The sequence below is a fragment of the Hymenobacter cellulosilyticus genome (assembly GCF_022919215.1).
In the GTDB taxonomy this organism is placed as follows: domain Bacteria; phylum Bacteroidota; class Bacteroidia; order Cytophagales; family Hymenobacteraceae; genus Hymenobacter; species Hymenobacter cellulosilyticus.
The window spans coordinates 5,490,028-5,514,631 of the sequence record NZ_CP095046.1 but is presented as its reverse complement, the minus strand read 5'-3'; the positions used below and the strand labels follow the sequence as shown (position 1 = coordinate 5,514,631).

At 59.6% G+C, this 24,604-nt stretch carries 24 protein-coding genes and 1 pseudogene; 22 read left to right on the top strand and 3 right to left on the bottom strand.

Annotated features, from left to right (window positions below; translation table 11 throughout):
* Positions 1-62: 62 nt before the first annotated feature.
* The 12 genes from MUN79_RS26945 to MUN79_RS26890 all read left to right on the top strand — a co-directional run bounded on the left by MUN79_RS26945 (position 63) and on the right by MUN79_RS26890 (position 9,473).
* Positions 63-1,691 carry an acyl-CoA carboxylase subunit beta gene (locus MUN79_RS26945; RefSeq protein ID WP_244675553.1) on the top strand — a complete coding sequence of 543 codons (1,629 nt, stop codon included), beginning with the start codon at positions 63-65 and terminating at the stop codon, positions 1,689-1,691.
* Between the two features lie 182 nt (positions 1,692-1,873).
* Positions 1,874-2,416, top strand: coding sequence for a hypothetical protein (locus MUN79_RS26940; protein ID WP_244675552.1), 543 nt, complete (start codon positions 1,874-1,876; stop codon positions 2,414-2,416).
* Positions 2,417-2,742: 326 nt separating this feature from the next.
* Positions 2,743-3,375, top strand: a complete 633-nt coding sequence (locus MUN79_RS26935) for a helix-turn-helix domain-containing protein (RefSeq protein ID WP_244675551.1) — start codon at positions 2,743-2,745, stop codon at positions 3,373-3,375.
* A gap of 124 nt (positions 3,376-3,499) precedes the next feature.
* The gene (locus MUN79_RS26930) at positions 3,500-4,081 is read left to right on the top strand and encodes an HPP family protein (protein ID WP_244675550.1); all 582 of its coding nucleotides are present in this window, start codon (positions 3,500-3,502) and stop codon (positions 4,079-4,081) included.
* 74 nt (positions 4,082-4,155) lie between these two features.
* Positions 4,156-4,434: a hypothetical protein gene (locus MUN79_RS26925; RefSeq protein ID WP_244675549.1), complete on the top strand. Its 279-nt coding sequence runs from the start codon at positions 4,156-4,158 to the stop codon at positions 4,432-4,434.
* A gap of 92 nt (positions 4,435-4,526) precedes the next feature.
* A complete protein-coding gene (locus MUN79_RS26920; RefSeq protein ID WP_244675548.1) occupies positions 4,527-5,126 on the top strand; it encodes a DUF2268 domain-containing putative Zn-dependent protease in 600 nt (199 codons plus the stop codon).
* 132 nt (positions 5,127-5,258) lie between these two features.
* Positions 5,259-5,645: a hypothetical protein gene (locus MUN79_RS26915; protein ID WP_244675547.1), complete on the top strand. Its 387-nt coding sequence runs from the start codon at positions 5,259-5,261 to the stop codon at positions 5,643-5,645.
* The gene (locus MUN79_RS26910) at positions 5,627-5,782 is read left to right on the top strand and encodes a hypothetical protein (protein WP_244675546.1); all 156 of its coding nucleotides are present in this window, start codon (positions 5,627-5,629) and stop codon (positions 5,780-5,782) included. Before MUN79_RS26915 ends, MUN79_RS26910 begins: the two co-directional genes overlap by 19 nt.
* A gap of 189 nt (positions 5,783-5,971) precedes the next feature.
* Positions 5,972-6,526 (top strand): helix-turn-helix domain-containing protein, encoded by a 555-nt coding sequence (locus MUN79_RS26905; RefSeq protein ID WP_244675545.1) that lies wholly within the window; start codon positions 5,972-5,974, stop codon positions 6,524-6,526.
* Between the two features lie 71 nt (positions 6,527-6,597).
* Entirely contained in the window at positions 6,598-7,938 is a 1,341-nt protein-coding gene (locus MUN79_RS26900; RefSeq protein WP_244675544.1) for a thiamine pyrophosphate-binding protein, read from the top strand.
* Entirely contained in the window at positions 7,851-8,324 is a 474-nt protein-coding gene (locus tag MUN79_RS26895) for a thiamine pyrophosphate-dependent enzyme (protein ID WP_244675543.1), read from the top strand. The genes MUN79_RS26900 and MUN79_RS26895 overlap by 88 nt, the downstream gene beginning before the upstream one ends.
* Positions 8,325-8,588: 264 nt before the next feature.
* The gene (locus MUN79_RS26890) at positions 8,589-9,473 is read left to right on the top strand and encodes a transglutaminase-like domain-containing protein (protein WP_244675542.1); all 885 of its coding nucleotides are present in this window, start codon (positions 8,589-8,591) and stop codon (positions 9,471-9,473) included.
* Positions 9,474-9,667: 194 nt separating this feature from the next.
* On the opposite strand, the gene MUN79_RS26885 is transcribed toward MUN79_RS26890, so the two are convergent.
* Both MUN79_RS26885 and MUN79_RS26880 read right to left on the bottom strand, forming a co-directional pair.
* Positions 9,668-10,276: a redoxin domain-containing protein gene (locus tag MUN79_RS26885; RefSeq protein ID WP_244675541.1), complete on the bottom strand. Its 609-nt coding sequence runs from the start codon at positions 10,274-10,276 to the stop codon at positions 9,668-9,670.
* Positions 10,277-10,291: 15 nt separating this feature from the next.
* Positions 10,292-10,960 carry a 4'-phosphopantetheinyl transferase family protein gene (locus tag MUN79_RS26880; RefSeq protein ID WP_244675540.1) on the bottom strand — a complete coding sequence of 223 codons (669 nt, stop codon included), beginning with the start codon at positions 10,958-10,960 and terminating at the stop codon, positions 10,292-10,294.
* Between the two features lie 157 nt (positions 10,961-11,117).
* Between MUN79_RS26880 and MUN79_RS26875 the strand changes: the two genes are divergently transcribed.
* The 6 genes and pseudogenes from MUN79_RS26875 (at position 11,118) to MUN79_RS26840 (ending at position 20,181) form a co-directional block, all read left to right on the top strand.
* Entirely contained in the window at positions 11,118-12,053 is a 936-nt protein-coding gene (locus MUN79_RS26875) for a WD40 repeat domain-containing protein (RefSeq protein WP_244675539.1), read from the top strand.
* A gap of 109 nt (positions 12,054-12,162) precedes the next feature.
* Positions 12,163-13,185 carry a DivIVA domain-containing protein gene (locus tag MUN79_RS26870; protein ID WP_244675538.1) on the top strand — a complete coding sequence of 341 codons (1,023 nt, stop codon included), beginning with the start codon at positions 12,163-12,165 and terminating at the stop codon, positions 13,183-13,185.
* A 163-nt stretch (positions 13,186-13,348) separates the two neighbouring features.
* Positions 13,349-13,720 (top strand): dihydroneopterin aldolase, encoded by a 372-nt coding sequence (gene folB, locus MUN79_RS26865; protein WP_244675537.1) that lies wholly within the window; start codon positions 13,349-13,351, stop codon positions 13,718-13,720.
* A gap of 204 nt (positions 13,721-13,924) precedes the next feature.
* A complete protein-coding gene (locus MUN79_RS26855; RefSeq protein WP_311136611.1) occupies positions 13,925-16,909 on the top strand; it encodes a M56 family metallopeptidase in 2,985 nt (994 codons plus the stop codon).
* Positions 16,910-17,038: 129 nt separating this feature from the next.
* Positions 17,039-19,620: pseudogene (locus MUN79_RS32125) on the top strand (DUF5916 domain-containing protein).
* A gap of 171 nt (positions 19,621-19,791) precedes the next feature.
* Positions 19,792-20,181, top strand: coding sequence for a VOC family protein (locus MUN79_RS26840; protein ID WP_244675536.1), 390 nt, complete (start codon positions 19,792-19,794; stop codon positions 20,179-20,181).
* Here the strand turns inward: MUN79_RS26840 and meaB are convergent.
* On the bottom strand, positions 20,176-21,150 hold the full coding sequence (meaB, locus tag MUN79_RS26835) for a methylmalonyl Co-A mutase-associated GTPase MeaB (protein ID WP_244675535.1): 975 nt from the start codon (positions 21,148-21,150) through the stop codon (positions 20,176-20,178). The two genes, MUN79_RS26840 and meaB, sit on opposite strands and share 6 nt — an antisense overlap.
* A 222-nt stretch (positions 21,151-21,372) precedes the next feature.
* On the opposite strand from meaB, the gene MUN79_RS26830 reads away from it, so the two are divergent.
* The 4 genes from MUN79_RS26830 to MUN79_RS26815 all read left to right on the top strand — a co-directional run bounded on the left by MUN79_RS26830 (position 21,373) and on the right by MUN79_RS26815 (position 24,563).
* Positions 21,373-22,122 carry a hypothetical protein gene (locus tag MUN79_RS26830; protein WP_244675534.1) on the top strand — a complete coding sequence of 250 codons (750 nt, stop codon included), beginning with the start codon at positions 21,373-21,375 and terminating at the stop codon, positions 22,120-22,122.
* Positions 22,032-22,727, top strand: a complete 696-nt coding sequence (locus MUN79_RS26825; protein WP_244675533.1) for a DUF5723 family protein — start codon at positions 22,032-22,034, stop codon at positions 22,725-22,727. Before MUN79_RS26830 ends, MUN79_RS26825 begins: the two co-directional genes overlap by 91 nt.
* A 275-nt stretch (positions 22,728-23,002) precedes the next feature.
* Positions 23,003-23,860 (top strand): SDR family oxidoreductase, encoded by an 858-nt coding sequence (locus MUN79_RS26820; RefSeq protein WP_244675532.1) that lies wholly within the window; start codon positions 23,003-23,005, stop codon positions 23,858-23,860.
* 130 nt (positions 23,861-23,990) lie between these two features.
* Entirely contained in the window at positions 23,991-24,563 is a 573-nt protein-coding gene (locus MUN79_RS26815) for a Crp/Fnr family transcriptional regulator (RefSeq protein WP_244675531.1), read from the top strand.
* The last annotated feature ends 41 nt before the right edge of the window (positions 24,564-24,604 follow it).

Genomic DNA, 24,604 nt, shown 5'->3' with positions numbered 1-24,604 from the left:
AGCTGAACAACAACTCACCATTTCACCACTTCATCACTTCACTACTTTCCTCCCCACCCACGATGAACCTGGAATTCAACAAAAACGAAGACAGCATTAAGCAACTGACCTTTCAACTTTCCCAGCGCCTGAAAAGGGTGCAGCTCGGCGGCGGCGAAAAGCGCCTGGCCGCCCACAAGGCCAAGGGCAAGCTCACGGCCCGGGAAAGAATCGAGTACCTGGTTGATAAAGGTTCGGCCACGGTTGAAATCGGCGCTTTTGCCGGCGAGGGAATGTATAAGGAGGAGGGAGGCTGCCCCTCGGGCGGTGTGGTGGTCGTCATTGGCTGGGTGCAGGGCCGGCAGTGCGTGATTGTGGCCAACGACGCCACGGTGAAGGCCGGGGCCTGGTTCCCGATTACGGCCAAGAAGAACCTGCGGGCCCAGGAAATTAGCATCGAAAACAAGCTGCCCATTATCTACCTCGTCGACTCGGCCGGGGTGTATCTGCCGATGCAGGACGAAATCTTCCCCGACAAGGAGCACTTCGGCCGCATCTTCCGCAACAATGCCGTGATGAGCTCCATGGGCATCGTGCAGCTGGCCGCCATTATGGGCCCTTGCGTGGCCGGCGGCGCCTACCTGCCGATTATGAGCGACGAGGCCATGATTGTGGACGGCACGGGCTCGGTGTTCCTGGCGGGTTCCTACCTGGTGAAGTCGGCCATCGGCGAAACCATCGACAACGAAACCCTGGGCGGGGCTACCACCCACTCCGAAATTTCGGGCGTGACGGACTATAAGTTTGCCACCGACGAGGAGTGCCTGGACCACATTCGCAACATCTTCGATAAGCTCGGGGCCAGCCCCACGGCGGGCTTCTCGCGCAAAGCGCCCGTGGCTCCGGCCAAGGACGAAAAGGAAATCCTGGGCCTCTTGCCGTCGGACCGGGTGAAGCCCTACGACATGATGGACATCATCGAGCGGCTGGTCGACAACTCGGAGTTTGAGCCCTACAAGGACCTCTACGGGCAGACGCTGATCTGCGGCCTGGCCCGCATTGATGGCTGGGCCGTGGGCATCGTAGCCAATCAGCGCAAGATTGTGAAGACCAAGAAGGGCGCCATGCAGATGGGCGGGGTTATCTACTCCGACTCGGCCGACAAAGCCGCACGCTTCATCATGAACTGCAACCAGAAGAAGATTCCGCTGGTGTTTCTGCACGACGTGTCGGGCTTCATGGTAGGCTCCCAGAGTGAGCACGGCGGCATTATTAAGGACGGGGCGAAGATGGTGAATGCCATGGCCAACTCGGTGGTGCCCAAGTTCTCGGTTATCATCGGCAACAGCTACGGGGCCGGCAACTACGCCATGTGCGGCAAGGCCTACGACCCCCGCCTCATCGTGGCCTGGCCCACGGCCCAGCTGGCCGTAATGAGCGGGGCCGCCGCCGCCAACACGCTGCTCCAGATTCAGGTGGCCTCGCTTAAAGCTAAAGGGGAGGAAATCACGCCCGAGGCCGAAAAGGAGCTTCTGGACCGTATCAAGGCCCGCTACGAGGAGCAACTCTCGCCCTACTACGCCGCTGCCCGCCTCTGGGTCGACGCCGTTATCGACCCGCTCGAAACCCGCAAGGTGATTTCGGAAGGTATCAGCATGGCCAACCACGCGCCCATTGAGAAGCAGTACAACGTGGGCGTAATTCAGGTGTGATGACGAGGAGGTGGCTTATATGCTGTCTAGTTTCGCTTTGGACGAGCAGCTGTTCGTCCAAATCGGAAGCGGTCCAGGATGAGGCGTATGAGCCGCATGAGCATCCGCCACCCCCACCACCTCCGCCGCCGGACAGAGTTTGGAACCGGGTCGACTCTATCGCACATTACGAGGAGGGACACGTGTATCCAGCTTTCGCGCTGGCGAGAACCGTGGATTACCCCCGGCAAAAGCTGCCCTCCAGTTTACGATACCGGGGCTTTTTCTACGATGAAACGACCATTGGCATGCTGGCTGCGAAAAACAGCATGGTCTTCGCCTTCTCGCGGTTTAACAACCCGCTGCACTTCAATGAGAAGACCGGAAAAATGGAGGACATTGTGATTGACGATGAGTCCCAGGATAATTTCTTCTTTCAGATAAACGGTAAAAGCCGCCATTTTCGTCTGACTAACAATCAGCTGCTGCAAGCCAAGCTAACGGATGTTACCAGTGCTTTTGCGGCCTTGTCTGCGTCTAACGGTAATAACTATCGAATCCAATCGGGTAGTCTTGAAGGCTGGCTTATCGATGATTCAACTTGGCGAGTAAAGCTGAATGCCTCTTATCAGGATATGTGGAATGACTCAATCCAGATTGTTCGACTGAAAGTCAACCAGTTATTTCGAGTGGCTAAGCCAGACACTGGTATGTGGCAGTACATACATTCGCGAGAGGAGAAATAGATATTCACGTTGCATAAACTCACCCGGCCCGCCGCAACGCCCGTTGCGGCGGGCCGGGTGAGTTTTGGGCCGCATTGAGACCTGCTCTAATGGGGCCAGTGTCGCAGCCCGGCCGCGACTTATGGCTTATTGCTTACTTGGTAGAAGATAGTGTGAAATTCTCTACAGTCTTCTACCAAATTTGGTAGAAGCATATGGTATAAAATAATCATCCTTCTACCAGTCTTGGTAGAAGCGTAACTAAATTCTGTTATCTGCGTCTACCTGCTGGGCCTCCCCGGTTATTGTCCAATTAGCGGTAATAATAGTATTTCTAGCCTTATCCTATGCCTGCTGCTCCTACTTCCTTACCAGTTGACCTGAGCCTCACAGCTGCCATACGGGCTCATCTGGTGTTGTCGACGCGGCAGCTGGCTCGCTACCTGGGCGTGTCCACGGGGTTTGTTTCGCACGTGGAGGCCGGGCGGCGGGGGCTGCCTCCAGCCCTGGCTCCGCGCTTGCTGCGGCTCAGTGCCCTGTTGCCGCCGCCCCTGGGGCAGGGGCCCCCGGCTTTGCCCACGCCAGATTCTTTCGATCCGCAGGCCCCGCTGCCTCCGCCTGATGCTCAGCTGCCAACGCTTCCCGTCCCGGCCCCGGCTTCTAAGCAGTTGCAGCGCCGTCTGCACGACTGCCGGTTGCTGCTGCTAACGCATGGCCAGGAGCTGGCTCGGTTACAGGCCCGCGCCACGCTGTTGGCCCGCCGTCGTTACGGGCTGGCTCAACTTCAGACGGTCACCGCCTTTCCCGAACCGGCCGAGGCCGTACATTATGCCCGTTGGCTGGCCGAACTGGTGGCCGATCTGGCCCTGACAGAACCTCACCCAGCCAATGCCGCGGCAAGCTTCCACGTGCTGGCGGCCCGGGTAGCCGGGCTGCGGGCCGAGGTAGCCGCGTTGGCAGCCAGCGGTGCGGGAGAGTAGAGGCCAGTAGAACCAGGCGGCATAGCCGTATTCTGGCCAGCTGGCCCGGGCCTGATTTTTCCTCCCCGGCTGGGTTTTTACCTTTGCCCGCGAAAAATAACTGTTGGCCAACCCAACGATGACCATGCGAAGAAGACTGCGGGAGCCTGCGCGCCGGATAAAGCTGATTGTCTACGAGGAGATGCTGTTCGATTACAAAGAGCACATCTGGACGTTTCTGGGCTCTTTTGTCGGCATCGGACTCATTGGCCTGCTGAACAGCTACGTGCTGGAGCGCACTGATACGCTGTGGATAATTGGTTCGTTCGGGGCAACCTCCGTTTTACTGTACGGCCACATCAACTCGCCGCTGGCCCAGCCGCGCAATCTCATTGGCGGCCACCTGATCGGCGCCTTTATTGGCGTCACGGTCCAGAAGTTGGTAGGCGGGGAGCTATGGCTGGCCGCAGCCCTGGCCGTGTCCTTGACCATTGTGAGCATGCAGATTACCAAGACCCTGCACCCGCCCGGCGGCGCTACTGCCCTGGTTGCCAACATAGGCTCGGCCCAGCTCAAGGCCCTAGGTTACTGGTATATGCTCATGCCAGTGCTAACGGGCGTCGTCATTCTGTTGCTGGTGGCCCTGGTGTTCAACAATATTACGGGCACGCGCAGCTACCCCCGCAACAAGCACTGGTACAAGATCTGGCAGCGCCGATATATGTAGGTTGTTGAATATTGGCGTAGCTTGCAGAACCCCTTATAAAACATGGGTTTACTATGCAAAGAATATGTAGCCTGTTGCTGGTTGCCGGTAGCATCAGCACGGCGGTAGCCCAGGGGCCCCGCCCGCAGAAAGTGTTTACCGAAGACATCGACCGGTTCTGGGTGGCCTACGATAGTGTGCAAACCACCACCGACCATGCCCGGCAGCTGGCCTTCGTTACCGATCTGTACATCAAGCCGGGTACCGCCGGGCTGGCCGCCTTCATAAAAGTCCGGGACAATTCGGCCGAAAGATGGGTGACGCTGATCAATAAGTATCCCGGTATTGGGCCTCGATTCGGCCCAATACGCTAGCCGTAAAAAACAGCGCCAAGGATTTTGAGCAAAGCATCCGGCGGTTTAAGCGCCTGTATCCGGAGCTGCGCGATGCCAGCCTTTACTTCACCGTGGGCGGGTTGAACTCCGGCGGCACGGTAGATGGGAATAAGGTGCTTATCGGGACGGAAATAGCCACGGGCAATCCCCAAACGGACGTATCGGAGTTTACCAACCCGTGGCTGGGCTCAGTCTTCAAGGCGCAGGCGCAGAATAACATCGTGTCCTTGAACGTGCACGAGTATGTGCATACCCAGCAGCAAACGAACGAAGACGACATGAACTTGCTGGGGAAGGCGCTGAAGGAAGGAGCCTGCGACTTTATCACGGAGCTGGTGATACGCCAGCCCCTGCAAACCAATTACATTCTCTACGGAAATGCCCACGAGAAAGAGCTAAGGGAAGCCTTCAAGCAGGAAATGCTGACCGCCAACTACAGCCAGTGGCTCTACAACGGGTCCACGCTGGGCGCCAAGGCCGATTTGGGCTACTTCATGGGCTATGCCATCTGTAAGGCCTATTATGCCCAGGCCCGCAATAAGCGGCAGGCCATCAAAGAAATCATCGAGCTGAAGTACGCCGACCCGGCTGCCACGGAAAGCTTCCTGCGGCAGTCGGGCTACTACCCGGAGGGCTGGGACAAGGCCACTCGACCACCCGTCGGCCGGTGAGCTGGTAATCTGACGAAGTGGGCTAACCTGTTGCCTGCAGGCTCACCAAGGCCTTGGCTTAGCCAGAATATAGGCGCGGACCGATGTTGGGAAAGGAGGCGGCGTTATCTTGCAAGCTAATCCAGACTCTTTATGAGCAACTTTCCAATATATGGTGGCATTGCGGTGGTCGTAATGCTGGTGATGCAGTACCTGAACAAAGCCGCCAAACAAGGCCCGCGGGTAGACGCCGAGGGAAATAGCGTGCTGCTGCCCCGGTTTTATGGGGTGCTGGGCCTGCTAGCCGCCGCGGCTGGCACCGGGGTGCTGCTCTACGGCCTGTTTGATTACAATCCGGAAAACATTGGTCCGCAGTTGGGCCTCTTCGCGCTGTTTGCCGGCTTGGGCCTGCCCCTGGTTTTGATGGCCTATGTGCACCGCCTCACCCTGACCCGGAAGGAATCCGGCAAAAGAATATGTTTGGGCAGGAGAAGTTTGTTCGGTGGGACGAAATCCAAACCGTGCGCTACGGCGCCATAAGCACCGAGCTCAAAATCAGTGACGGCACCCGGCAAGTGAAGGGGCATATCCATCTGGTGGGCATCAACCAGCTAATTGAAAAGCTGACCCAGCAGCTGGGCCGCTCCCGGGCCGAACTGGGCATTCCGGGTTTGTAAGACTATTCTAAAACTGTAACAAATTCATAATGAACGGGCGGAGACAACTCGCCTGCTCCTATAGTAACTAGTCTCGTCGCTCGGTTAACCCTGTCGCCTTTTGGAGCGGCTTACCCGAGCCGCTTATTTCCCGGTGGCCGCTTAGGCTGCTGGGAGTGTTATTGCTTACAATCTATACCTAATACCGTTATGGCTATTTCCCCGACTGCCGAGCCGTTGCTGCTCGTGGTGCGCACGTATTATGGGTTGGCCCAGCAGGAACTGGCTGATTTTCTGGGCGTGTCCCGGGGGCTGGTAGCCCTGGTCGAAACCGGCCGCCGGACGCTGCCACCCCCGGCCGAAGTCCGACTGGCCTTGCTCAGTGCCCACGTGAGTCGTGAGGCTACCTGCCCGGCGTCATCGTTGCCGGCGCCTGCCTGGGAGCCCCTGCAGCTGCATCAGCGCAAATGCCTGCGCCAAGCCCAGGGCCTCCGGCAGGAACTTGCCCAACGCCAAACTCAAACTGCCCAGTATCAGCGCCGGCTCCAGACCTTGCCGGCGCTTTACCAAGCCTTGCTACCTACCACGCCAGATGGGGCAGAGACGAAACTTTGGCTTCAAAAGATAGAAACCCAGGCCCGCCACGGCTTGGTGGAATGTGGGCCCGCAGCGCAGGCTTTGCTCACGGTGCGGATTGCAGCCCTGGAGTTTGAAGCCGCTGAGGTTGGTCGGCAGCTTGCCGCCGGGGCCCAGCCTGTGGCTTAACGCACCCGGTGCAGCCCACCAATTTAGTTTGCACCCGTATAGCCCTCGGACTTTATCCTATCCGGAAGACTATGGCCAAGAAAACCGTCTCAGAAATTATTGTCGATACGTTGATGGCCGCCGGCGTTACCCGGGTGTACGGTGTAGTCGGCGACTCGCTCAACGGCATTACCGACGTGATTCGGGCCCGGGAAGGCATTGAGTGGATTCATGTGCGCAACGAGGAAGCCGGCGCTTTTGCCGCCGGGGCCGAAGCCCACGTAACGGGCAGTCTGGCCGTGTGTGCTGGCTCCTGCGGCCCCGGCAATACTCACTTGCTCAACGGCCTCTACGACTGCCACCGCAGCCGGGTGCCGGTGCTGGCCATTGCCGCCCAGATTCCCAGCGTCGAAATCGGGAGCCAGTACTTCCAGGAAACCCACCCCGAAATCACCTTTAAGGAGTGCAGCGCCTACTGTGAGCTCATTGGCCACCCCGACCAGACCGTGCGCTGCACCGAAATTGCCATCCAGACGGCCCTGACCCAGCGTGGCGTGGCAGTGCTGGTGGTGCCCGGCGACATCAGCCACCAATCGGCCGAAGCGCCCGAGCCCCGCCTGCCAGTGCTGCGCAGCAAGGCCACGTTGGTGCCCGGCATGGAAGAGCTGCGCGCCGCCGCCGACTTGCTCAACACCAGCGACAAAGTCACCATTATGGCCGGGGCCGGCTGCGCCCAGGCCCACGCCGAACTGCTACAGGTGGCCGAAATGCTGGGCGCCCCGGTGGTACACGCGTTGCGCGGCAAAGAATACGTGGAGCCCAATAACCCCTACGACGTGGGCATGACCGGTTTGCTGGGCTTCACCTCGGGCTACGAGGCCCTAATGGACGCCGACGCCATGCTCCTGCTCGGCACCGATTTTCCCTACGTTCAGTTTCTGCCCCAGGAAGCCCGCACCGTGCAGATTGACGTGCGGGGTGAGCATATCGGCCGCCGGGCCCGGGTGGAAGTAGGCCTGGTGGGGGATGTGGCCGCCACCCTGCAGGCCCTGCTGCCGCTGCTGAATCATAAGTCGGACCGCCGCCACTTGGAAAAATCCCTGGACAACTACCGCGAAGCCCGTCAGGACCTCGACGAGCTGGCCGTGGGCGAATCGGGCGACACAAGCATGCACCCACAGTACGTGGCCCGGCTGCTTAACGAACAGGCTGCCGAAGACGCTATTTTCACCTGCGACGTGGGCACGCCTACCATCTGGGCCGCCCGGTATTTGCAGTTCAACGGCAAGCGGCGCCTGATTGGCTCTTTCAACCACGGCAGTATGGCCAACGCCATGCCCAGGCTTTGGGTGCTCAACTGGCTTTCCCCGGTCGTCAGGTTATTGCCCTGGCCGGCGACGGAGGCTTTGCCATGCTCATGGGCGAGTTGCTGACGCTGAAGCAGCTGAAGGCCCCGGCTAAAATTGTCATCTTCAACAACAACAGCCTGGCCTTTGTGGAGCTGGAAATGAAGGCCTCGGGCCTGCTGCACTACGGCACCGACCTGGAAAACCCCAACTTCGCGGCGCTGGCTGAGGCGGCCGGCATCCGCGGCATCCGCGTCACGGATCCGGCGGCACTGCCCGCGGCCATTGCCGAAATGCTGGCTCACCCCGGCCCGGTTATTCTGGATGCCGTGGTGAAGCGCACCGAATTGTCGATGCCACCCACGATTCAGAAGGATCAGGTGCTGGGGTTTAGTCTCTACACGCTTAAAGCCATTATGAGCGGCCGGGGCGACGAGGTGCTGGAGCTGGCTAAAACTAACCTGCTCCGGTAGAAAAGCGCTGGAACCGGAAACTCATTTCGGGGCTGCTGAAGTATTTGGGGGCTAGCGGTACTCAACTACGTAGCGTCCTAGCTGTTCTGAATCTGCCACCGTACTTTGACCTAGCAATTGGCTACCATCCTTTTCTCGGAATTGAACAATATTCCCCCGGATATATGTTAATTCCTAGCAGCCAGCCGCGGCAGAACCGCGCTGGTTGCTTTTATTTGCTCTTTCCCGCCTATCGGGGCTCCTCGGCGACCCGCTTACCAATCCATGACCAACAAAGAAATTAAAGCCCTCATTTCCCTGCTGGACGATCCGGAAATTGCCCCGCAGATTCAGGACCGTATTCAAACGCTGGGCGAAAGTATTATCCCGTTTTTAGAAGAATCCTGGGAAGAAAGTCTCGACCCGCAGCAACAGCAGCGCCTCGAAGACCTGATTCATAACCTACAGTTCGAGGGCCTGCAGCAGCGCCTGCGGGTGTGGCGCGACTCGGGCGGCGAAAACTTGCTGGAAGGTATGTGGCTGCTCAACTCCTATCAGTACCCTGACGCTGACCTGCAGGCCCTGAACCGCGCCATTGAGCAGTTGCGTTTCGAGGTCTGGACTCTGCTGCGCCCGGATATGCACCCCGCCGACCAGGTGCAGGTGCTGAATCACGTGCTGTTTCGCAACCATAAGTTTGCCGCCAACACCCAGAATTTTCACTCCCCGGCCAACTCCATGCTCCATCTGGTGCTCGAAACTCGCCGCGGCAACCCACTCACGCTCTGCGTGATTTATCTGTTGGTAGCCCAGCGCCTTGAGCTGCCGGTTTACGGTGTGAACCTGCCCAATCTGTTTGTCCTCACCTTTCAGCCCAAGGACAAGGCATTCCCGGCCTTTTACATCAACTGCTACAACCGCGGCCTGATCTTGTCGCGCACGGATATCGAGCATTACGTGGCCCAGCTCAACCTGTCGTCCAACGACATTTTCTTCGAGCCCTGTTCCCACCTCGATATCGTGCGCCGGGCCCTGCGCAACCTGATGCTCAGCTTCGAAAAGATGCAGGAACCCGCCAAAGCCATTGAAGTCAGCAAGCTGCTGGCCATTCTCACCGATGAAAGCGGCAACCCCACCGACAACGAAGCCGGAGCCGAAGACGAGGACTAGCCTTATCTGGCTGAAGGGCAAAACCATCGGGTCATTGCGAGCAAAGCGAAGCAATCCGTCCTCTGAAATGTGCTCAGCTTTCTAATGTAAAAAGCCCTTTCCCGTTGCCAACGGAAAGGGCTTTTTGGTAACAGGGCGTGTTGTACTGCGCAGAGGACGGATTGCTTCGTTCCTCGCAATGACGCGTTGTCCTACTACTTTTTAATCAAGCAGCCGGCGGCGCGCTTGTCGGGGACGCCGGCGGGACGACCAGCCAGCAGGTTGTCCAGCACCTGGGCCAGGTACTTTTCCTTGGCGTAGGCTTCTACCTGAGCATTGTCGTCGATGGCGCCTTTGTAGCGAATCACGAAGCCCGTTCCGGCCGGCACTAGTACCACTGCTTCGGGCGTTTTGGTAGCTCCCAGCAGCGTGCTGACCTTCTGGCCTTCGTCGGTAAGGTAAGGGTAGTCGTCGGCGCCGGTGGTTTTCATCTTCAGCTTTTCCGAGTCTGCTGCGTCGGCCGTGGCCTCCAGATTGATGGGCGTATTGATGAACAAAAATTGTACGCCCCGGCCGCTATAAGCCGAGTTCAGCGCGTTCAGGCGGTTCTGGTAAAGCTTGGAAAAGGCGCAGTTCGGATTCACGAACACCACTACTACGGCCTTGTTTTTGGCGTAGCTGCTTAGCGTCACGGCGGTATTGGTGGGGCTTTGCAGGCTAAAGTCACTGACCGAGCGGGCATCCTGGGCGCGGGCCACACCCACGGCAAGAGCGGAAAAAACCAGGGCTACGGCAGCAATTAGGGAAATTCGGCGAAAGGTCATGTAGAAAGACGAAAGTCAGAAGGAGGGAGGCAACTCGTCTTCCACGCAGTAGGTGAGGACGTAGTCGGAGGCAAAGCGCTGGTAGTGAATCTGGTGTTGGCTGCGGAAGTTTTCGAACAGCAGGTGCCCCGTCAACACACCTGCCTCCCGCAGCTCAAACGGGTTGAGCCGAATTTGCTCTTTGAACACCAGGCCCCGGCGACTGTGAAGCTTATAGAGCGTCTCTTTGGCACTCCAATAGAGACTGTGTTTCGCTACTTCGTCGCCGGTGTTGGCTAGCTCGTCTTTCGATAAAAACCTGGGAGCCAACATTTGCGCTTTGGTGCGCACCATTTCAATATCTGTGCCAACGCGGCCGCGGGTGGCTACGATGCCCGCCACCCACTGGCCCGAGTGCGACAACGAAACCGCGTAATCAGGCAATTGCTCGAAATATGGCCGGCCGTTTTCGTCGTTGCGCAGCACAGCTTGGGCCCCGGGGCCCAGGGCCGAGAGCAGGGCGTGGGCCAGCGTCCGGCCGGCCAGCCACTGCAAGGTACGGGCCTCGTCGCGGGCGGTGGGCTGCAGCTGGCTGTAGAGCTCCGGCCGGGGCACCAGCTGTAATAAGTCGGCGGGCTGCTCCGTGAGGTTCCACAAGCCCAGCAGGGCATGATCGGACAGTGGCGTGACGGAGTGCAGGGGCATAACTACTATACGATGGGCCGGTCGGACCAGACTTTAGGGCCCGCAAAATATAAACCGGCTGAAGAGAAATGGCCGGACAGATAACCCGACGGCCGACATATACCGGGCTGCCTCGCCAAAACTGGCGTATTTTTGCCCTAAATCCTAACCCTAGCCCATGCCGCTGCTGTATCGTCCGGAGGTTCACAAACTTGCCACCCTAAGCGGCCACCACGACTGCGTGTACGCCCTGACCGGCGACCCGGAGCAGCCCACGGTGTATTCGGCCGGCTCCGACGGCTTTGTGGTGGCCTGGAACACTGACCAGCCCGAGCAGGACGGAGAGCTGGTGGCCCGGGTTGAAAACTCAGTATACGCCCTACGTTACGTGCCTGGCCGCCACTTGCTACTCATCGGCCACAACTTTCAGGGCGTGCAGGTTATCGACTTACAGCAGAAAAAGCTAGTCCACGCCACGGCTCTGCCGCCGGTGGCCATCTTCGATATTGCCTACTCCGAGGCGCGGCAGCGCATGTATGTGGCCCTGGCCGACGGTACGCTGGCCGTGCTGCACGCCCAGGATTTTCGGCTGCTACAGCTGCTGCGCCTTTCCGAGAAAAGTCTGCGCTGCCTGGCTCTGCACGAGGAGCGGAATGAGCTGGCCGTGGGCGGCAGTGATATGCTGATTCGGGTACTGGATGCCGCTTCGCTGGAAGTGAAATATACGCTGGAGGGCTCCACCAACTCGGTTTTTACCGCCGCCTACTCACCCGACGGGCGCTGGCTGCTGACGGCCGGCCGCGACGCCCACCTGCGCATCTGGGACGTGGCGAATGAGTACCGGGAGCAGCAAACCATTATTGCCCACCTGTTTGCCATCAACCACGTGGCCTACAGCCCCGATGGGCAGTTTTTTGCCACCTGCAGCATGGACAAGTCCATCAAGCTCTGGGAGGCCGACAGCTTCCGGCTCCTGCGCGTGCTCGACAAGGCCCGGCACGCCGGCCACGGCACTTCGGTAAACAAGTTATTTTGGTCCGGACCGCGGAAACGGCTAGTTTCGTGTAGCGACGACCGAAGTCTTGCGGTTTGGCAACTGGTGCAGAGTAGCTAGGAGTGCGGCCGGCAGTTGAGACTTAACCCGTGCAAGAGCGCGCCGCCCGCCGGCCGCCGTTTCTGCCCGCTCCCTCTTTCTTTTCCAGTACTTCATTCTCAGTACTCCCATGAAAATTACCGCCCTCGATATCCGGCAGAAGACCTTTGAAAAGGCCTTCCGCGGCCTCAACAAAGAAGAAGTAGAAGCTTTCCTGGTGACTCTGTCGCAACAGTGGGAGCGAATGGGCGACGAAAACCGGGAGCTGCGCCTCAAGCTGGAGCACGCCACCCAGGAAGTAAGCAAGATGCGGGAAGTGGAAACCTCGCTTTATCGCACCCTCAAAACGGCCGAGGACACCGGCAACAGCATTACTGAGCAAGCCCAGCGCGAAGCCGAGCTGCGCGTGCGCGAAGCCCAGCTCAAGGCCGAGCAGATCTTAGCCGACGCCCGGCAAAAAGCCCGGCAGGTAGTGGATGACGCCTACAAGCAGGCTGAGCGTACCGTAGGGGAGATGAAGACGGAAGTAAACGGGCTGGGCCAGGAGTGCCAGCGCCTGGAGGGCCACCTCGAAGGTCTCGTGCGGGATTTGCAGCGCCTGGCCAACGACACGATAGACAAGGTGGAAAAAGTGAAAGCTCGGCCGAAAACCGAGGCGGCTGCCATCCTTTCCCGGGCCGCTAGCGTAAAGGTGAGCAAACCTGATACCTCACCCGAAACCGATACTGCCATGTACGTAGGCTCTGCTTCCACCTCTTCCGTAGCCGCCGTAGCGGGTGCTACTGCTGCCACTGCCGGCGGCGTAGCCCTGCGCGACACGCCCGCTGCCCGCCCCATCGGGCCGCAGCCCGGCAGCTACAACCCCAAGCCGGGTCAGCAGCCCGACCCCGGCGCTCCGGCCCAGACGCCCGGTCCCGATATCGAGCCCATGCGCACGCCCAACGAAAACCCGGGCCACGTAGATCCCTCGCGCATCTACAACCCCGAGCCGTCGCGCGTGCCCGAGCCCGATTCGCCCCGCATCGAGCCCACCGCCCCGGATATTCAGCCCATCGGCCCTGGTCACCCCGAAATCACCCAGCCTTCGCCGGCCACACACCCAGGCATGGCGGCGGCCGCTACTGCCGAGAAGTCATTCTTCGACGAAATATAGGTTTTGCCTTTCGGTAGATTTTTCGAATAAGCCGGCTTTAGCGGACGATTAACAGGGAAGCCTGCCTCTCGGGGCGGGCTTCTTTTTTATAAAGCAATGGGAAGTAAGTGCAGCTAAGAAAAGCTCACCGCTTCACCCTCTCACAAGTTCACCACTTCACCATATGGGCCAGATTGCACTGGAAGGAATGGAGTTTTTCGCCTACCACGGCTTTTTCGATGAAGAGCAGAGGCTCGGCAACCGCTACAGCGTTGACCTCTACGTTGGCACCGACCTGCACGCGGCGGGCACTTCCGATGATCTAGCTTCCACGGTCAACTATGTGGACTTATACGGTATAGTGAAAACGGAAATGGCCGTGCCGGCTCGGCTGCTGGAGCACGTCGGCCACCGCATCCTGGACCGGGTGCTGGAGCAGTACCCCCACGTGAAATCGGTGAAGGTGAGCGTGGCCAAGCACAACCCGCCGTTTGGGGGTGTCTGTGCCCGCTCCCGCGTAACGATGAAGCGGAAGCGGGCGAAGGTGCAACCGTAATGCAAGAGAAAAGTCTTTTGTTGAAAACCAGCTTAACAGCTGGTTTTATTGCTTTTAACGCCGTTCACCAAGCTGGGCATGCCTGCTTGATGAGGCGTACCGCGAAGGATATACGAAATAAATCGTAGATAAAATTTGCTTCTACGATCAACTTCGTATATGTTTGATGTACGAAGTAGTTCGTATCAAGAAAAGCACCCCGTTATGAGTAAGGCATCCCTTCCCAAACCCACCGAATCGGAACTTGAAATCCTGCAGGTACTCTGGCAGCACGGCCCGAGCACCGTCCGGTTCGTGAACGACGAGCTCAGCCAGAAGCGCGAAGTAGGTTACACCACCACGCTGAAGCTGTTGCAGCTCATGCTCGACAAGGGCCTGGTGCTGCGCGACGACGACAGCCGCACCCACGTGTACCGCGCTGCCGTGCGGGAAGAGGAAACCCAGAGCCAGCTGCTCGACCGGTTTGTGGAAGCTGCCTTCGGAGGCTCGGCCATGAAGCTGGTAATGCAGGCCCTGGGCAACCGCCGCACCTCCAAGGAAGAGCTGCGACAGATCCGGACGCTGCTCAACGAAATCGAAGAGGACAAACCCGAAACTGAGAAAGGAGGCCCGATGAACTGGCTTGAGAATACCTTGTCGCCGGAGCTGGTCCGGGCCGTGGGCTGGACGATTGTGCATTCCCTCTGGCAGGGTGCTATTGTAGGTTTGGCGTTGGTGGGGCTGTTGCTGGTGCTGCGCCGGCACTCGGCTCAGGTGCGCTACAACGTGGCCGGCCTGGCCCTGGTCATTATGCTCGGGCTGGCGCTGGTTACGTTTGGGCGGCACTACGCCCTGGCTCTGGCCAACCACACCCCGGCGGCCGCCGCTTCGGACATAGTACCGGCTGGTGAGGCCACAGGCCTGAGCTTGCTACAGCCTTCAGCGGCCACGTCGGCAGCAGTTGCCGAGCAGTCGGTGTCGTTGCTCGAAACCGGGCGGCAGTACTTCGACCAGCACCTGCCCCTGATTGTGGCGGCGTGGTTTCTGGGTTTGCTGGCCATGACGCTGCGTTTGCTCGGCGGGCTGGCCTACGTGCAGCGCCTGCGTCACTACCGTGTTGAACCTCTCTCGGAGCAGTGGAACGAGCGTTTTAAGGCCCTGGCCCAGCGTGCCGGCATCAAGCGCACGGTGAGCCTGCTGGAGTCGGCGCTGGTGAAGGCCCCGCTAGTGGCCGGCCACCTCAAGCCCGTGATTCTGCTGCCTCTAGGCACAGTAATGGGGCTGAGTCAAGCCCAGCTGGAAGCCATTCTGGCCCACGAGCTGGCTCACATTGCCCGCCGCGACTATTTGATGAACATTCTGCAATCGGTGGCCGAAATCCTGTTTTTCTACCACCCGGCCGCCTGGTTTATTACGGCCTGTATGCGCACGGAGCGCGAAAACTGCTGCGACGATGAGGCTACGGCCATCTGCGGCGACCCGCTGACGCTGGCCAAAGCTCTGGCGGCCCTGGCCGAAATGGGGCAGGACGTGTACCCCGCGCCCCGTCTGGCTTTGTCGGCCGTGGGCCCCGATGGTTCCCTGCTGGGCCGCATTCGGCGGCTGGTGCAGCGCCGGGCTGCACCTACTTTCTCCGAGGGCTTCATGGCGGCCTTGGTGGTAGTTGGCGGCCTGGCTTTGATTGGCCTGACCACCGTGGTAGCCATGGCTAACCCCCGACCCTGGCCCGAGCGCGCCAAGGAACTGGTAGGCGCCGTATTTGGTCCTGAAAACAGCATTTGGAGTAATAGTCTGCCTACGTTTCAGGGCGCTACCGCTCCAACGGCAGCCGTAGCCGCTGCTGCCGACGATGACGACAAGAAGAAGCGCAAGTCGAAAGGCAAAGACGACAAGCACGTGGTAATTGTGCGCGACGCCGAAGACGGGCAGACACTGCGCCGCGGCAAAGATGGGGGCACTGTGGTCGTGAAGCGCGACAAGAAAGGCCGCGTCACGGAGCTTTACGTGGACGGGCAGCGCATCGACATGGATGAGCCCAAGCCTAAGACCAAGGCTAACAGCACGGAAATTATTCGGCTGGCCCCGAAAAGCGGCACGGCCCGCCGCTCGGGTTCCAATTCAAACTTCAACTTTGACTTCGACGGCCGCAACTACGGCATGTCGGCCCGCGACCAGGAAGAGTTGCGCAGTTCCATGCGCCGCCTGGAACAGGACCTGGCCCGCAGCAGCGACGATTTTCACCGCAGCACCGCCAAGGGGTTTGTCTTCAATGACGGCAACGGGGTAGAAATCCGCACTGGCAGAGACGGGGTGAGCATCAACTCGGACCGCATAACGGCCAAGGCACTACAGGAAGCCGAGACTTCCCTGCGCGAAGCCGAGCGCAACGAAACCGATGCGGAAGCGCGCACTAAAATTCGCGAGGAGCTGGACCGCATCCGGGAGCGGCGCGAGGAAATGCGGGAGCGGCAGCAGGAAGCCAGCGAGGCAGCCCGGGAGCGGCAGGAAGCTGAGCGCGAACGGCTGCAAGCCGACCGTGAGCGGTTGCAAGCTGATCGGGAACGGCGGCAGGCTGAACGGGAACGGGCCCAGGCCGAGCGCGAACGGGCCCGCGCCATTCGGGAAGAGCAGAACCATAAAGTGGAAGAAGCCATGATTGATGAGCTGGAAAAAGACAAGCTCATCAAGGACAAGAAATACTTCCAGCTGGTCCTGAAAGGCAACGAAATGGTAGTCGACGGGCAGAAGCAGCCCGACGCGGTAGCGGCCAAGTACCGCAGGCTGTTTGAGGACGGCACCGGCCGCACCATCGGCACCAATGGTTCGGTGGTGTTCAGCAACACCGGCTCCAACCGCAACCGCATCTATTCCAATACTACCGGGGGCTCTAGTTATATGCCCGAGCCTCCAGCGGCGCCCCGTGCCCCTAAGGCTCCGCGTAGCAGCAGCTTGGCTCCTACTCCACCCACGCCGCCCCGGGCCCCGCGGGCACCCCGCAACGTGAAGGTAAATTCGGTAGCCCTGGGTGACCAGCTGCGCAAAGACGGCCTGATTGAGGCCGGAGCCCGCTCGTATCAGTTTCAGCTCAATGCCTCAAGCATGACGGTGAACGGACAGCGGCAGCCGGAAGAAACGGCGAAGCGCTACCGGGAGCTGCTCGGCAAAAACGACGGCAAAAGCTTCAATATGGACGTCGTAATTACCGAATAGCACGGTCTGTTTCAGAAAGGCCTGCCCGCCGGCAGGCCTTTTTTTATGGCCTTAAGCCAAGCCGTGAGGCAACCATTAGGTATTGGCTATCATCTATAGCACCACTCTCCACTCCTTCATTTTGTGTTCATGCATTTACGTGTACTCATCAGTTGTTTTTTAGGGCTGCTTACGTACACGGCGGCCGCGCAAACGTCCGCACCGGAGGCCGCTACGCCGACCGCTGCGGCCGTGCCGGCTCCCAAAAAACACCTGCAGGCTCTACGCATCACCACGCCGGTGAAGCTGGATGGCGTTCTGGACGAACAGCTGTGGCAGCAGGCTCCCATTGCTACCGACTTTATTCAGAACCGGCCCAACCCCGGTCCGCCCGAGAAGCACAAGACCGAAGTGCGCGTGCTCTACGACGACGCCAACCTCTACATCGGGGCCGTGATGCACGACGCGGCCGGCGACTCCATCATGCGGGAGCTGACCGCCCGCGACAATTTCGGCAACACCGACTTTATCGGCATCTTCCTGGATACCTACCAGGACAAGCTCAACGGCTACGGCTTTTTCGTGACGACTGGCGGGGTACAGATGGACGCCCGCTACTCGCCGGCCGGGGGCGAAGATTTCAACTGGAACGCCGTGTGGGACTCACGCACCACCGTGAAAGGCAACGACTGGTACGCCGAAATGAGGATTCCGTACTCGGCCATCCGCTTCAGCAAAACAGCCGAGCAGGTGTGGGGCCTCAACTTTATGCGGCAGCGCAAGCGCGACAACCAGGCCTTTTTCTGGAATGAGGTAAAGCCCGCCGTGGATGGCTTCGTGAACCAGTGGGGCACGCTGGAAGGCTTGCGTAACATTGAGCCCCCGCTGCGCCTCTCGCTGACGCCCTACATTTCGGGCTACGTCAACCACAACCCGCTTAACGAAGAGGGCACGCGCCGCACGACCACCAGCTTCAACGGCGGGGCCGACGTGAAGTGGGGCATCAATGAAAGTTTCACCCTGGACGCAACCCTGGTGCCCGACTTTGGGCAGGTGCAGAGCGACAACCAGGTACTCAACCTCTCGCCCTTCGAGGTGCAGTTTGCCGAAAACCGCCAGTTCTTTACCGAGGGCACCGAGCTCTTCAGCAAGGGCAACCTGTTTTATTCCCGCCGGGTGGGCGCCACGCCCATCGGCTTCTACAACGTGGAAGCCGGAGACCGGGAGAAAATCGTGCGCAACCCTGCGGAAACCCGCCTGCTGAACGCCACCAAGGTGTCGGGCCGTACGAGCAAGGGGCTGGGCGTGGGCGTGTTCAACGCCGTGAGCAACGATGTGTACGCCACGATTCAGAACACCGAAACGGGGCAGGAGCGGGAGGAACTGACCCAGCCGTTCAGCAACTACAACATTGCTGTGCTGGACCAGTCGCTCAAAAACAACTCCTACGTTTCGCTCATCAACACCAACGTGACGCGCTTTGGGCGCACCTACGACGCCAACGTGACGGGCGGGCTGTTTCGCTTCGCCAATAAGAAAAACTCCTACGCCGTGGATGGCCGTCTAGTGTATTCGCGCCGCCGCGGCTACTTTTTCCACGATGAAGAGCAGGTCGACGACCAGGACGGCTTTAAGTACCAGGTGGGCGTGAGCAAAATCAGCGGCAACTTCACCTGGGCTTCAACCAGGGCATTGAGTCGCACACGTATAATCCCAACGACCTGGGCATTCTGTTCGGCAACAACAACATCAGCCAGGGCCTGTATGGCAATTACAACCACTACAAGCCCTTCTGGAAGGTCAACAACTTCTACTCTTACTTCGGCCTCGACCAGTCGTACCTCTACAAGCCCACGCTCTACCAGAAAACCAACCTCTACGGCGGAGCCAATACCACCTTCACCAAGAGCTTCATTACCACGGGCTTCAACTTCGACGTGAACCCCATCAACCGCGACTATTTTGAGCCCCGCGTAAATCCGTTGGGCAAATTCTACGTGCGGGTGCCGGCCAACGGCAACTTCGGGGCCTTTGTCTCGTCGGATTACCGCAAGAAGCTGGCCCTGGACTTGAACGCCGGGGTGCGGGTATATGGGGAAGACGACCGGTTTGAGCGGCCCCGCCGCCTGGGCATCGGCTTCGGCTTTTCGCCCCGCTACCGCGTCAACAACAAGCTCAACTTCCGCTACAGCCTCGACTGGAGCACCAACCGCAACCAGATTGGCTACGTGAATCCCTCCAGCGGCGACGACGGCAGCCTGAGCAGTGACTACCCCGAGGACAAGAAGATTCTGGATGAATTTCCGGAGGCCATCCTGCTGGGCCGCCGCCGCGTGGTCACGGTTTCGAACGTGCTGACGGCTGCCTACACCTTCACCAACCGGATGTCGCTCACGGTGCGTACTCGCCACTACACCAGCACGGTGCGCTACCTGGGCTTTGCCCGCCTGGCTCCGGGCGGGGAGGAAACGCCGGTAGACTACACCCGCAACCGTGACAATACCTTCAATGCTTTCAACATCGACGCGGTGTACTCGTGGTGGTTTGCGCCCGGCTCCCAGATCAGCATCGTTTGGAAAAACGCCGGCTCGACCTTCCTGCAGGCCAACCAGGCCACGCCCTTGTACTTCGACAACCTGAGCAACACCATCAACACCCCGCACAACAACTCGGTGTCGGTAAAAATCCTGTACTACCTCGACTATCTGGCCCTGCGGCCGCGCCGGGCTTAGGTCGTGAGCTTTTTTCGAAAGAGTCCGCCGGAAACGGCGGACTCTTTTTTTGTGGCGTAGCTTTAGGAGAAACCAGGGAAAAATATCCATTTGCCAAACCCGCCGCAAACCTGCTCGGGCGCACGAACCCCGTAAGGCAAAGCCACTACCACCCTCTATCCGACTTCAACAATGCAGCTAGGTTCTATAGCCTTATTAGTGCGTGACTACGACGAGGCCCTGACTTATTACGTCGGGGTGCTGGGCTTCCGGCTCCTGGAAGATACTGACCTGAGTCAGGGCAAACGCTGGGTACGCGTAGTGCCTCCCGGCGCCGAAACCGGGCTGCTGCTGGCCCAGGCCAAAGGCGAAGACCAGGAAAAAGCCGTTGGTAACCAGTGCGGCGGCCGGGTCTTCCTGTTTCTGCACACCGCCGAGTTCTGGGCTGACTACCACCGCCTGCACGCCCGGGGCGTACAGTTTCTGGAGGAGCCCCGCCAGGAAAGCTACGGCCACGTGGCCGTCTTTGCCGACCTCTACGGTAATAAGTGGGACTTGCTGGAAGTGCAGCGCGGCTTATAAGCCCAACAGCTCAGCGGCGGCCCCAAAGGCCGATTTGCTGCCGTCAATTACCTGCTGGCGCAGAGCGGGCAAATGCTGCTGCACGCTGGCCTTGGCATAAAACTGCTCTTCCAGGCCCTGGCGAATGGCCTCGTAGAGCCAGTGCAGGTTTTGCTCCTGCCGGCGCTGCTGGAAGTAGCCGCTCTGCTGGGTTTGCTGCACGTACTGCTCTACCACCTGCCACACCTCGGGCACGCCCCGGCCGCTCAGGGCCGAGCTGATGGTCACCACCGGCTGCCAGCCCGAGGGAGCCAGTGGGAACAGGTGCAGGGCGTTCTGGTACTCGCGGCGGGCCAGCTTGGCAGCCGTTTCGTTCTGCCCATCGGCTTTGGTAATGGTTACCGCATCGGCCATTTCCATAATGCCTTTCTTGATGCCCTGCAGCTCGTCGCCGGCCCCGGCCAGCATGAGCAGTAGAAAGAAGTCGACCATGCCGTGCACGGCGGTTTCGCTCTGGCCCACGCCCACGGTCTCGATGAAAATAACGTCGTGGCCGGCGGCTTCGCACAAGATCATGGCCTCGCGGGTACTGCGCGTAACGCCACCCAGGCTGCGGCCCGCCGGCGAAGGCCGGATGTAGGCCCGCTCGTGAGCGGCCAGCTGGTTCATCCGGGTTTTGTCGCCCAGGATGCTGCCGCCGCTGCGCTGACTTGTGGGGTCGACGGCCAGTACGGCCAGGCGCTTGCCCTGCGTGAGCAGCGCCAAGCCCAGGGCTTCGATAAACGTACTTTTGCCCACGCCCGGTACGCCCGTAATACCCACCCGCACCGAGCGGCCGGCATGGGGCAGCACCCGGTCGAGAACCTGCTCGGCCAGGCGCTGGTCGGAGGGCAGGGTGCTTTCCACGAGCGTAATGGCCCGACTCAGCACCATGCGGTTGCCGGCCAGGATGCCTTCGGCGTACTCGTCAACGGAAAAGCGCTTAGCCAAGAGAGGGGAGTTTTGGAAAGAAAGCCCGGTGCTGGCAACTGCCAAGGCCGGAAGAGGTTTACATTTGCCGGCACGACAAATCCTGCTGGTACGCAAAATAACGGGCGCCGACCACACTTCCGGTGAACCCGGCACGCTGTCAGTCAGTATTTAGTTGTAAGCTTTTTGCAATCAATGGCTTGAAGATTATCGGCCTTCGACTTCTTATCCTCTTTCTGCCCCGTGAAAAATATTCGTTTTGCCCTGCTAACCGGCCTGGGGCTGCTGGCCGCCACCAGCCTGCGGGCCCAGACTGAGATGAGTTCTTTCTCCATTGTGGGACGGGGCGGCGTAGCTAATACCTTCGCCAGCGACTACCAGGCCATCGGGGTAAACCCGGCCAACATGGCCCGCATGAACAACGCGGTGGTGGCTTTTTCCATCGGGGAAGGCGGCGTGGGCATCAGCTCCCAGTCGCTGACGCGCAGCCAAGCCTGGCGCTTTCTGCGCAACTCCGACCAAGCCCTGACCAAGGCCGACAAGCTGGAGCTGGCCCAGGCTTTTACGTCCGACAACACCTTCAACTTCAACGCTGATGTGACTACGGTGGCCGTGTCGGCTTCCTTTCCGGTGTTGGGCAGCTTTGCCTTCAGCAACCGGCAGCGTATGGTGGGCCACATGGGCCTGAATAAGAACGCGGCCGAAATCCTGTTTCTGGGTCAGGAAGCCCCAATTTATGCCAACTATAACCCCGCCACCTCGCCGCTGATAACCGAGTCGCTGGCCGGCACCACGTTTCAAGGTACCTGGTACAACGAGTTCAACTTTGCCTTTGCCCGCCGCCTGGTTACCCTGCCGCTGTTCCGGCTGTCGGGGGCGCGGGCTACCGCTATATTCAGGGCGTGGGCATTGTGGACGTGCGCATCGAGCCGGGCAAGATTACGGCCTACAGCGCTATGTCGCCGCTGTTCGATATTGACTACGGCAAAGTAGTAAGCAACGCTTCTTTCAACCGGCAGGAGCGGGGCAATGGGCTGCAGCCGGTGGGCAAAGGCAACGGCTTCGATTTGGGCCTGGCTATGGAAGCCGGCAAAATGCTGCGGGCCAGCCTGTCCGTCACCGACCTGGGCCACATGACCTGGGAAGGCAACCTGCTGACCGCCTCCGACCAGAAGCTCAAGAAGCTGCGCTCCAACGGCGTCGACAACTACGACTTCCTGGCCGAGGCCACCAAGATTTTTGCCTCCGGCACCGACAGCGTGTTTGTGTACCAGCCCAGCCAGGAGTACCGCGCCGACTTGCCCACCAAGCTGCGGGCCGGGGCCGGCCTGCGTATCACCAACCGCCTGGAGCTGGGCCTCGACGTGACCTTGCCGCTAAATGAGGTGGCCGGCAACATTCCCAGTCCCTTCGTAGGCGCCGGCATCGACTTCAAGCCCACCAAGTACCTGCGGCTGAGCAGCGGTATTGCGGGCGGGGCCGGTTACGGCTTTGCCCTGCCGCTGGGCGTCACCTTCACCACAAGCATCTACGAATTCGGGTCAGCACCCGTGATGTGCCGGGCCTGCTGGCCGATAAGAACCCCTACGCCTCGGTAGCGGCCGGTTTCGTCCGGTTCCGGTTCGGGGAAATCAAGGAATAGCATTGCCGGCGGGATGAGCTAGGCGAAAAGGTGATTTACGATGAATACGAGTGGTTTTTAGCTGCTTTGAGCAGTAGCTGAACGTGGGCCCGTTGACATTTGTCAGCGGGCTTTTTTGATAAATGTCAAAGGACTGCGGGGTGGGGCTGCGCCACCTTTGTGCTGTCGGAATAACCCGCCGAAGTGGCGCCGACTCACCCTTTTTCATTCCGCAAAACCACGTACTACGTCATGTCCAAAATCATCTTAATCACCGGTACCAGCACGGGCTTTGGTAAGCTCATGACTACCACCCTGGCTGCTGCCGGCCACACCGTGCTGGCCGCCATGCGCGAAACCACCGGCAAGAATGCCGCCGTAGCTCAAGAACTGGCCGCTTTGCCCCGCGTGGAAGTCGTAGAGCTCGACGTTACCAGCGACGACTCGGTACAGCAGGCCGTAACTCAGGCCCTGTCCCGACACGGCCGCATCGACGTGCTGATCAACAACGCCGCCGTGACCGGCTACGGCCTGCTGGAAGCTTATTCCCTCGACCAGATTCGTCGCATGTTCGACGTGAATTTCTACGGCGTGTTGCGCACCTACCAGGCCGTGCTGCCGGCTATGCGGCAGGCCAAGCAGGGTCTGGTTATCAACATTACCTCGGGCGCCAGCGGCCACACGTTGCCCTTCATGATTCCGTATCTGGCTTCGAAGTTTGCGGTGGAAAGCGTGACGGAAGGGCTGCAGGACGAACTGCGCGACTACAACATCGAGAACGTCAGCATCCAGCCCGGCGTGTATCCTACGGAAATGAATTCGGGCGTCAAGCCCGGCGTTAATGCCGATAAGGAAGCCATTGTGGCCGAGTACGGCGAGGCGGCCGCTGATAAGTTCAACGCTATGGGCGCCGGGCTGTATGGCAAAATGGTTGCCTTCGACATGAACCCTCAGGCCATTGCCGACGGCGTCTTGCACCTGGTGGACATGCCCGACGGCACGCGCCCGTTGCGCTACCCAATCGATGCCATTGCCGAAGGTACCGACAAAGAGTTCATCGACGCCCGGGCGGCCATCAAGGCCAAGTGGCTGACCAAATACACAGTCTAAGTGCCCCAGTAGGTAGCCCTCACTGCCAACACTGCTCCGCGGTTGGCAGTGAGGGCTAGCTGAAAACTCAAACGAAGGTAGCGCGCTGCTCAAGGAAAATTCCTGGGCGGTGTGCTACCTTCGTTGGCGTATGTTTGATGTGTTTGCTACCTATCTGCAAAGCAAGGCCAATTTTACGGCGGAAGATCTGGAGCGTGTTCGGGCTGCGAGTGTGCTGCGGCCGCTGCGGAAGCGCCAGTATCTGCTGCAGGCCGGCGACGTGCTGCTTGCCCATTCTTTCGTAACGGCGGGCTGCCTGCGCACTTATTCTGTGGATCCTAAAGGGGCCGAGCATACCATGTACTTCTCGGTTGAAAACTGGTGGGCCGGCGACCAGGAAAGCCTCACCACGGGGCTGCCCTCGCGCTTCAACATCGAAGCTATTGAGGACTCGGTGGTAGTTCAAATCAAAAAGGAGGACTTTGCCCAGTTGCGTCGGGAGGTGCCGCCCCTCGATAAAGTCGTCAATGACATTTTGTACCGCAGCTTTGTGGCCGCTCAAGGCCGGATCCACTCGGCCATCAGCTACTCGGCCGAGGAAAAGTACCGGGAGTTTCTGCAGAAATATCCCGGGCTGGCACTGCGCGTGCCCCAGCACATGATAGCCTCCTTCCTGGGTATAACAACGGAAACGCTCAGCCGCATCCGCCGGCATTTACACTAAGCTAGTTGGCCGCAGGTGGAGCTTATTTTCGGAAAGCTGAA

Excerpts from the sequence above, each read along its gene's own strand:
- MUN79_RS26880 (WP_244675540.1), bottom strand. The coding sequence starts at position 10,960 with ATGCCCCTGCACTCCGTCACGCCACTGTCCGATCATGCCCTGCTGGGC.
- MUN79_RS26815 (WP_244675531.1), top strand. The coding sequence starts at position 23,991 with ATGTTTGATGTGTTTGCTACCTATCTGCAAAGCAAGGCCAATTTTACG.
- MUN79_RS26820 (WP_244675532.1), top strand. The coding sequence starts at position 23,003 with ATGTCCAAAATCATCTTAATCACCGGTACCAGCACGGGCTTTGGTAAG.
- MUN79_RS26885 (WP_244675541.1), bottom strand. The coding sequence starts at position 10,276 with ATGACCTTTCGCCGAATTTCCCTAATTGCTGCCGTAGCCCTGGTTTTT.
- MUN79_RS26945 (WP_244675553.1), top strand. The coding sequence starts at position 63 with ATGAACCTGGAATTCAACAAAAACGAAGACAGCATTAAGCAACTGACC.
- MUN79_RS26905 (WP_244675545.1), top strand. The coding sequence starts at position 5,972 with ATGGCTATTTCCCCGACTGCCGAGCCGTTGCTGCTCGTGGTGCGCACG.
- MUN79_RS26935 (WP_244675551.1), top strand. The coding sequence starts at position 2,743 with ATGCCTGCTGCTCCTACTTCCTTACCAGTTGACCTGAGCCTCACAGCT.
- MUN79_RS26900 (WP_244675544.1), top strand. The coding sequence starts at position 6,598 with ATGGCCAAGAAAACCGTCTCAGAAATTATTGTCGATACGTTGATGGCC.
- folB (WP_244675537.1), top strand. The coding sequence starts at position 13,349 with ATGGGCCAGATTGCACTGGAAGGAATGGAGTTTTTCGCCTACCACGGC.
- MUN79_RS26875 (WP_244675539.1), top strand. The coding sequence starts at position 11,118 with ATGCCGCTGCTGTATCGTCCGGAGGTTCACAAACTTGCCACCCTAAGC.
- MUN79_RS26840 (WP_244675536.1), top strand. The coding sequence starts at position 19,792 with ATGCAGCTAGGTTCTATAGCCTTATTAGTGCGTGACTACGACGAGGCC.
- MUN79_RS26870 (WP_244675538.1), top strand. The coding sequence starts at position 12,163 with ATGAAAATTACCGCCCTCGATATCCGGCAGAAGACCTTTGAAAAGGCC.
- MUN79_RS26930 (WP_244675550.1), top strand. The coding sequence starts at position 3,500 with ATGCGAAGAAGACTGCGGGAGCCTGCGCGCCGGATAAAGCTGATTGTC.
- MUN79_RS26890 (WP_244675542.1), top strand. The coding sequence starts at position 8,589 with ATGACCAACAAAGAAATTAAAGCCCTCATTTCCCTGCTGGACGATCCG.
- MUN79_RS26855 (WP_311136611.1), top strand. The coding sequence starts at position 13,925 with ATGAGTAAGGCATCCCTTCCCAAACCCACCGAATCGGAACTTGAAATC.
- MUN79_RS26915 (WP_244675547.1), top strand. The coding sequence starts at position 5,259 with ATGAGCAACTTTCCAATATATGGTGGCATTGCGGTGGTCGTAATGCTG.